The organism is Kribbella albertanoniae, from assembly GCF_004348455.1.
GTDB lineage: Bacteria > Actinomycetota > Actinomycetes > Propionibacteriales > Kribbellaceae > Kribbella > Kribbella albertanoniae.
Genome location: NZ_SMKA01000403.1, coordinates 1 through 5,784, shown reverse-complemented (window position 1 = coordinate 5,784; position 5,784 = coordinate 1). Strand labels below are relative to the sequence as shown.

The window sequence follows — 5,784 nt, the reverse complement described above, 5'->3', positions numbered from 1 at the left end:
CCCGCACGCCTGCGCGCGGTCCAATGCCGATCCCCACCCCACTTCATGCACACCCGGCATCGATCCGATCCGACCGACGGCGTACAGACGAACTGACCGGCACGCTGCGGTAATGTCCAGACATGTCACACTCCGCCCCGGGCAATCCAGGGCCTCACGACCCACGGCAGGGGAATGTCCCTCCGCACCAATGGCAGGGGAACGTCCCTCCGCACCAATGGCAGGGGAACGTCCCTCCGCACCAGTACCCGCACCCGGCGCCCCGCCGCCACCCCCCACGAAAGCGGAGCAGCATGACCATTCTCGGATGGGTGCTGCTTGCCTTGGCCCTCGGCATCCTGATGCTGCTGGCGCTCCTCTTCGTCGCCGGCGGAGGAGGCGACATGGACAGGTTCGCCGTGGTCGTTCGGCAATTCGTCACGGCGAGCGCCATGGTGGGCGCACTGGGCCTCGCGAGCCTTGTCGTTGGTCACATCATCACGAGGAAATGACCCCAGATCAGCTGAGCCAGGTGGGCCGGAGCGGGAAGTGGGCGTTGGCCGGCGGGTCGAGTTTTACGGCTAGGAACTGGTGGAGTTGGGTGTTGTTGCGTTCGAAGCCGACGCGGCAGGCGGCCAGGTAGAGGCCCCAGATCTTGGCGGTGGCGGGGCCGACCTCCGCTACTGCCTCGTCCCAGTGGGACTGCAGGTTGTCGGACCAGGCGGTTAGCGTGAGGGCGTAGTGCTCACGGAGGTTTTCGGCGTGGCGGACTTCGAAGCCGGCGTCCTGGGCTTCGGCGATGATGCGGCCGGAGCCGATGAGTTCGCCGTCGGGGAAGATGTAGCGGTCGATGAAGGCGCCGGTGGAGCGGTAGCGGTTGTCGGGGCGGGTGATGCTGTGGTTGAGCAGGCGGCCGCCTGGGCGGAGACGGTCGAGGAGGAAGCCGAAGTACGACGGGTAGTTGCGGACGCCGATGTGTTCGGTGAGGCCGATGGAGCTGATGGCGTCGAAGTCGCGTTCGGGGACGTCTCGGTAGTCGAGGTAGCGGACCTCGGCGCGGTCCTCCAGGCCGTCGCGTTTGATGGCCTCAGCGGCCCACTCGGCCTGAGCTGAGGACAACGTGACGCCCAGCGCGGTGACGCCGTACTCGCGGGCTGCGTGCCGGACCATGCCGCCCCAGCCGCAGCCGACGTCCAGCAACCGCATGCCGGGCTTCAGGTCGAGCTTGCGGGCGACCAGGTCGTACTTCTCGTACTGCGCTTCTTCCAGAGTGGAATCGAGCGTCGGATAGACCGCGCAGGTGTACGTCATCGAGGGACCGAGAATCAGCTCGTAGAACCTGTTGGAGACGTCGTAGTGGTGATGAATAGCGGCCTTGTCACGCAGGCGCGAGTGGCGGAAGCCCTCGAAGGTACGGCGCCATTTGGGGAGGTGTTCCTGCGGTGGGGGAGGCGGCGGCTTCAGGTGGGCCCAGCCGAGGCCCCGGACGATGCGGAGTGCCTCGGCGGTGGTGGGGCGCTCGAAGTGGACCTGGTTCAGCATCATCCGCATGAACTCGTACGGGTTCGCGGGATGGACGCCGGTGATCTCGAGATCGCCCATGACGTAGGCGCGAACCATGCCGAGGTCACCGGGGGCGGTCAGGATGTAGGACAGGCCGCGTTCGTTCGCGAGGTGCATGTGGATCGGGGAATCCGCGGGGCCGGTTGCACTGCCGTCGTACGCCGTGAAGCGGAAGGGGAGGCCCTCCGGGGTCACGGTGGTCAGGGCTTCTGCGATGGATACCTGTGTTGCGAGCGTCGTCATCGGCGCGTCACCGCCTTTTCGTAGAGCCCGGTGAGCCGGGCGTCCGGGTCGTAGCGTTGTTTCACATCAGTCAGGGCCGGGACGTTGTAGAGGCGGTTGAACGTGTCTCGGTCGTAGTAGGCGTCGGAGTAGAGCGATTTGTGGCCGCCGAAGCGGGCGACCGCGTCCTCGATCGCGCGGTTGACGTCACCGTCGGCGGCACCGGGTGCGATCGGGACAGTGCCCCAGAAGCCGACGTTCACGTAGGTCTCGCCGGGCGCCAACGGATACAGCGGCCAGCTCGCTGATCCGCGGAGTCGCAGTGGGCACAGCCACACCGGCCGCATCCCAACCTCAGTGTCGAACCACCGAAGGAACTCGGCCACCCGGGCCAAAGGAATCTCAACATCCTGTACGACGCGCTCGCGCGGCGCCTGACCGCGGCGCCGACTGATCCGTGCAGCAACGTGATGCCGGTTCTCGAAGCCGACGAGTTTGTGGAACACGTCGCTGCGCCGCCACCGCCGCGGCCAGAGCCGCCGTACCCATGGATTCTGGGCACCGAAAGCGGCGGAGCACCAGAACCAGTCGGTGTCCCACCGCCACAGATAGTCGTGCGCGGTGAGGAAATCGGTCTGCCGCTGCTGGATCGACCGGTAGTAGATCTGCTGGCCGGTGTAGTCGCTCGTCTGCACCGCGGCGTCGCTGTTGCGGCCGAGCGTCAGATAGGCCTCGGCAGGGCTGAATGCGACGCCGTCGACGAAGTGCACCGGCTCGCCGTCATACATGCCGGAGGCAACAATTTCGGCGATCACCGGGGCCAGTTCGTCCAATGACACCCGCACGTGGCGGAGGGCGACGTACGGCGAGATGCGGTCGAGGGCGATCCGCAGCCGGGTCGCGTAGCCGAGCGTGCCGTAGGAGTTCGGGAACATCCGGAAGAGGTCGTCACCAGGCCGCGCGGTCACGAGCTCACCGGCACCGGTCAGGATGTCCATCTCCAGCACGGATTCGTGCGGCAGCCCGGCGCGGAACGACGAGGACTCGATGCCGAGCCCGGTGACCGCGCCGCCGAGCGTGATCGTCTTGAGCTGGGGGACCACCATCGGCGTCAGCCCGTGCGGCAGGGTCGCCGCAACCAGGTCTTCGTAGGTGCACATGCCCTGTACGTCGGCCGTCCGCGCGACCGGATCGACGCTGATCACCCCGGTCAGCCCCGACACGTCCAGGCCGGGCGACTCGAGCTCGGCGCGCGGGCGGAACAGGTTCGAACTGCGCTTGGCGAGCCGCACGGGCTCACCGACCGGTATGCGCTCGTACGACGCGCGCAGCCGGCCTACCGCCTGATCGTGCGCGAGCGCATCCGATGTCGAAGGCACCTAATCAGAGTACGACGGTGATTCGCGGGCCGCACGGGACTTCTGTCACGCCTGCTGACGCAAACTGTCCGGGGCGGCGAGTAGGTTTTCCTCATGGGTGATCTGGTGAGGGCGTGGCTGCCGTGGGAGGACTCCGAGCGGGTCCTCGGTGGGGTGCCGGACGGCGTGTCCGCGCAGGACGGGCCGGAGGAGGCCGAGTTCTACGTGCCGCCGTACATGGGGGCTGTGGACCTTCCTGCGGTGTTCACGGCGATGCCGTCGCTGAAGGTCGTGCAGCTGCAGACCGCGGGCTACGAGGCCGTGCTACCGCATCTGCCCGAGGGCGTCACGTTGTGCAACGCCCGCGGGGTCCACGACGCGTCGACGGCCGAATTGGCGGTCGGGCTGATCCTGGCGTCGTACCGGCGGATCCCGAGCGCGGTGCGTAACCAGGACCGCGGGCACTGGCCGGCCGACGACTATGCCCGGATGGACGACTCGCTCGCCGACCGGACCGTGCTGATCGTCGGGTACGGGTCGATCGGTGAGGCGCTGGAGCGGCGGCTGGCTGGGTTCGAGTGTGAGGTGATCCGGGTCGCGCGGCGGCCGCGGGACGGCGTGCACCCGACATCCGAGCTGCCCGACCTCCTGCCGCGGGCGGACGTCGTCGTGCTGCTGACACCGGCGACCGACGAGACGCGCGGCATGGTCGACGCGAAGTTCCTCGCCCGGCTCAAGGACGGCGCTCTGCTGGTGAACGTCGCTCGGGGCGTGATCGTCGACACCGATGCGCTCGTGGCCGAGCTCGGGACCGGTCGCATCTCGGCCGCTCTCGACGTCACCGATCCCGAGCCGTTGCCGTCCGGTCATCCACTGTGGTCTGCTCCGAATGTGCTGATCAACCCGCATCGCGGGGGTGCCTCGACGGCGTTCGAGCCGCGGGTCGCCCGGTTGGTGCGGGCGCAGCTGGAGCGTTTTGCGCACGGAGAAGCACTCGTCAATGTGGTGGCGGGGCCGCCACGCTAGTTCGTCGATTCCCAGGAGGACAACGATGTCCGAGGCCGTACTGCTGATCGGGACCAAGAAGGGGCTCTGGATCGGCCGCAGCGACGCTGCGCGCCGCGAGTGGAGGCTCGACGGGCCCGCGTTCGAGATGCAGGGCGTGTACGCCGTGGGCATCGACACGCGGGGTGAGCGACCGCGACTCTTCGCCGGTGGGACCAGTGAGCACTGGGGGCCGGCCGTCTTCCACTCCGACGATCTCGGGCAGACGTGGGACGAGCCGGAGGAGGGGTCGATCGGGTTCCCCGAGGGGACTGATGCGTCGCTGGAGCGTGTGTGGCAGATCCAGCCCGCACCGGCCGCCCAGCCGGGCGTCGTGTACGCCGGGAGCCAGCCGTCGGCGCTGTGGAAGTCCGTCGACGGGGGCGTGACGTTCGAGCTCGTCCGCGGTCTGTGGGACCACCCGCATCGGGAGCAGTGGGGCGCGGGCTTCGGCGGTCAGGCCGTCCACACGGTGCTGCCGCATTCGACCGATCCCGCGCGCCTGAGTGTCGCGATGTCGACCGGTGGGGTGTACCAGACGACCGACGGTGGTTCTTCGTGGTCCCCGGCGAACCACGGGATCAAGGCGTACTTCCTGCCCGACCCCGATCCCGAGTTCGGTCAGTGTGTGCACAAGCTGGCCGCGCATCCCGACGTACCGGAGCGGATGTTCGCGCAGAACCACCATGGTGTGTACCGGTCCGACGACGGTGGTGAGATCTGGAAGAGCATCGCGGACGGACTGCCGTCGGACTTCGGCTTCCCGATCGCAGTGCACCCGCACGAGCCCGACACCGTGTACGTCTTCCCGTTGGTGGCCGATGGCAACCGAATCCCCACCGACGCCACCTGTCGCGTCTACCGCTCCCGCGACGCCGGGGCGACCTGGGAGCCGTTGACCAACGGTCTACCCGATGTCTCCTACGTGCCCGTCCTCCGGGACGCGCTGACCACCGACGCCGCCGAGTCGGCCGGCGTCTACGTGGGCACCCGCGACGGTTGCGTCTACGCGAGCGCCGATGCAGGTGACACCTGGACCGAGGTCGCCAGCCACCTCCCCGACGTACTGACCCTGCGCGCCGCGGTGATCTGACGTGATCACGCTCAAGCTCCCACCCGTGCTCCGCCCCTTCGCTGGCGGAGCCGAGCAGGTCGAGGTCGAAGCCTCCACCGTCGCCGCTGCCCTCGCCGCCACCCAGCCGGCGCTCCGCCGCCGCCTCACCGACGAGCAAGGAGCAGTCCGCCGCCACGTCAACATCTACCTGGGCTCCGACAACATCCGCGACCTGAACGGCCCGGACACCCCACTCACCGACGGCGCCGAACTCCTCATCCTCCCCAGCGTCGCCGGCGGCTAACGCCAGCTGCCAGTCCACTCCTTGCGGCCACAACTCGGGGGTGTGAACAGGAACTGGTGGCCGGAGACAAGGCATTACCTGTTGACAGCCCCCATGAGGTGCACACACCCCCGGCAACTGGCGCAGGCCGCTCGACGTTTGGTGGGTGGGCCCATCCGGTGGTCGGTTCCTGAGGCGCATGCGGTGGACCGGGGAATCCACAAGCTGGTGGGTGGACTCGCACACGCACGGTGGGTTCACTCGCGGGGAGGGGGGACCGG

At 68.3% G+C, this 5,784-nt stretch carries 6 protein-coding genes; 4 read left to right on the top strand and 2 right to left on the bottom strand.

Annotated features, from left to right (window positions below; translation table 11 throughout):
• Positions 1 to 293: 293 nt before the first annotated feature.
• The gene (locus E1261_RS42745) at positions 294 to 491 is read left to right on the top strand and encodes a hypothetical protein (RefSeq protein ID WP_132415733.1); all 198 of its coding nucleotides are present in this window, start codon (positions 294 to 296) and stop codon (positions 489 to 491) included.
• Positions 492 to 498: 7 nt separating this feature from the next.
• Here the strand turns inward: E1261_RS42745 and E1261_RS42740 are convergent, their stop codons facing one another.
• Together E1261_RS42740 and E1261_RS42735 are read right to left on the bottom strand one after the other, a co-directional pair.
• A complete protein-coding gene (locus E1261_RS42740) occupies positions 499 to 1,785 on the bottom strand; it encodes a class I SAM-dependent methyltransferase (RefSeq protein ID WP_132415731.1) in 1,287 nt (428 codons plus the stop codon).
• Positions 1,782 to 3,143: an FAD-binding oxidoreductase gene (locus E1261_RS42735; protein ID WP_132415729.1), complete on the bottom strand. Its 1,362-nt coding sequence runs from the start codon at positions 3,141 to 3,143 to the stop codon at positions 1,782 to 1,784. Before E1261_RS42735 ends, E1261_RS42740 begins: the two co-directional genes overlap by 4 nt.
• 93 nt (positions 3,144 to 3,236) lie before the next feature.
• On the opposite strand from E1261_RS42735, the gene E1261_RS42730 reads away from it, so the two are divergent.
• The 3 genes from E1261_RS42730 to E1261_RS42720 are packed head-to-tail and all read left to right on the top strand — an operon-like array spanning position 3,237 to position 5,524.
• Positions 3,237 to 4,148, top strand: coding sequence for a 2-hydroxyacid dehydrogenase (locus E1261_RS42730; RefSeq protein WP_132415727.1), 912 nt, complete (start codon positions 3,237 to 3,239; stop codon positions 4,146 to 4,148).
• Positions 4,149 to 4,173: 25 nt separating this feature from the next.
• Positions 4,174 to 5,259, top strand: coding sequence for a WD40/YVTN/BNR-like repeat-containing protein (locus E1261_RS42725; RefSeq protein ID WP_132415725.1), 1,086 nt, complete (start codon positions 4,174 to 4,176; stop codon positions 5,257 to 5,259).
• A 1-nt stretch (position 5,260) separates the two neighbouring features.
• Entirely contained in the window at positions 5,261 to 5,524 is a 264-nt protein-coding gene (locus E1261_RS42720; RefSeq protein WP_132415723.1) for a MoaD/ThiS family protein, read from the top strand.
• Positions 5,525 to 5,784 lie beyond the last annotated feature (260 nt).

What these genes read in the sequence shown, in the direction of transcription:
- E1261_RS42745 (WP_132415733.1), top strand. Translation starts at nt 294, where the DNA reads ATGACCATTCTCGGATGGGTGCTGCTTGCCTTGGCCCTCGGCATCCTG.
- E1261_RS42740 (WP_132415731.1), bottom strand. Translation starts at nt 1,785, where the DNA reads ATGACGACGCTCGCAACACAGGTATCCATCGCAGAAGCCCTGACCACC.
- E1261_RS42730 (WP_132415727.1), top strand. Translation starts at nt 3,237, where the DNA reads ATGGGTGATCTGGTGAGGGCGTGGCTGCCGTGGGAGGACTCCGAGCGG.
- E1261_RS42725 (WP_132415725.1), top strand. Translation starts at nt 4,174, where the DNA reads ATGTCCGAGGCCGTACTGCTGATCGGGACCAAGAAGGGGCTCTGGATC.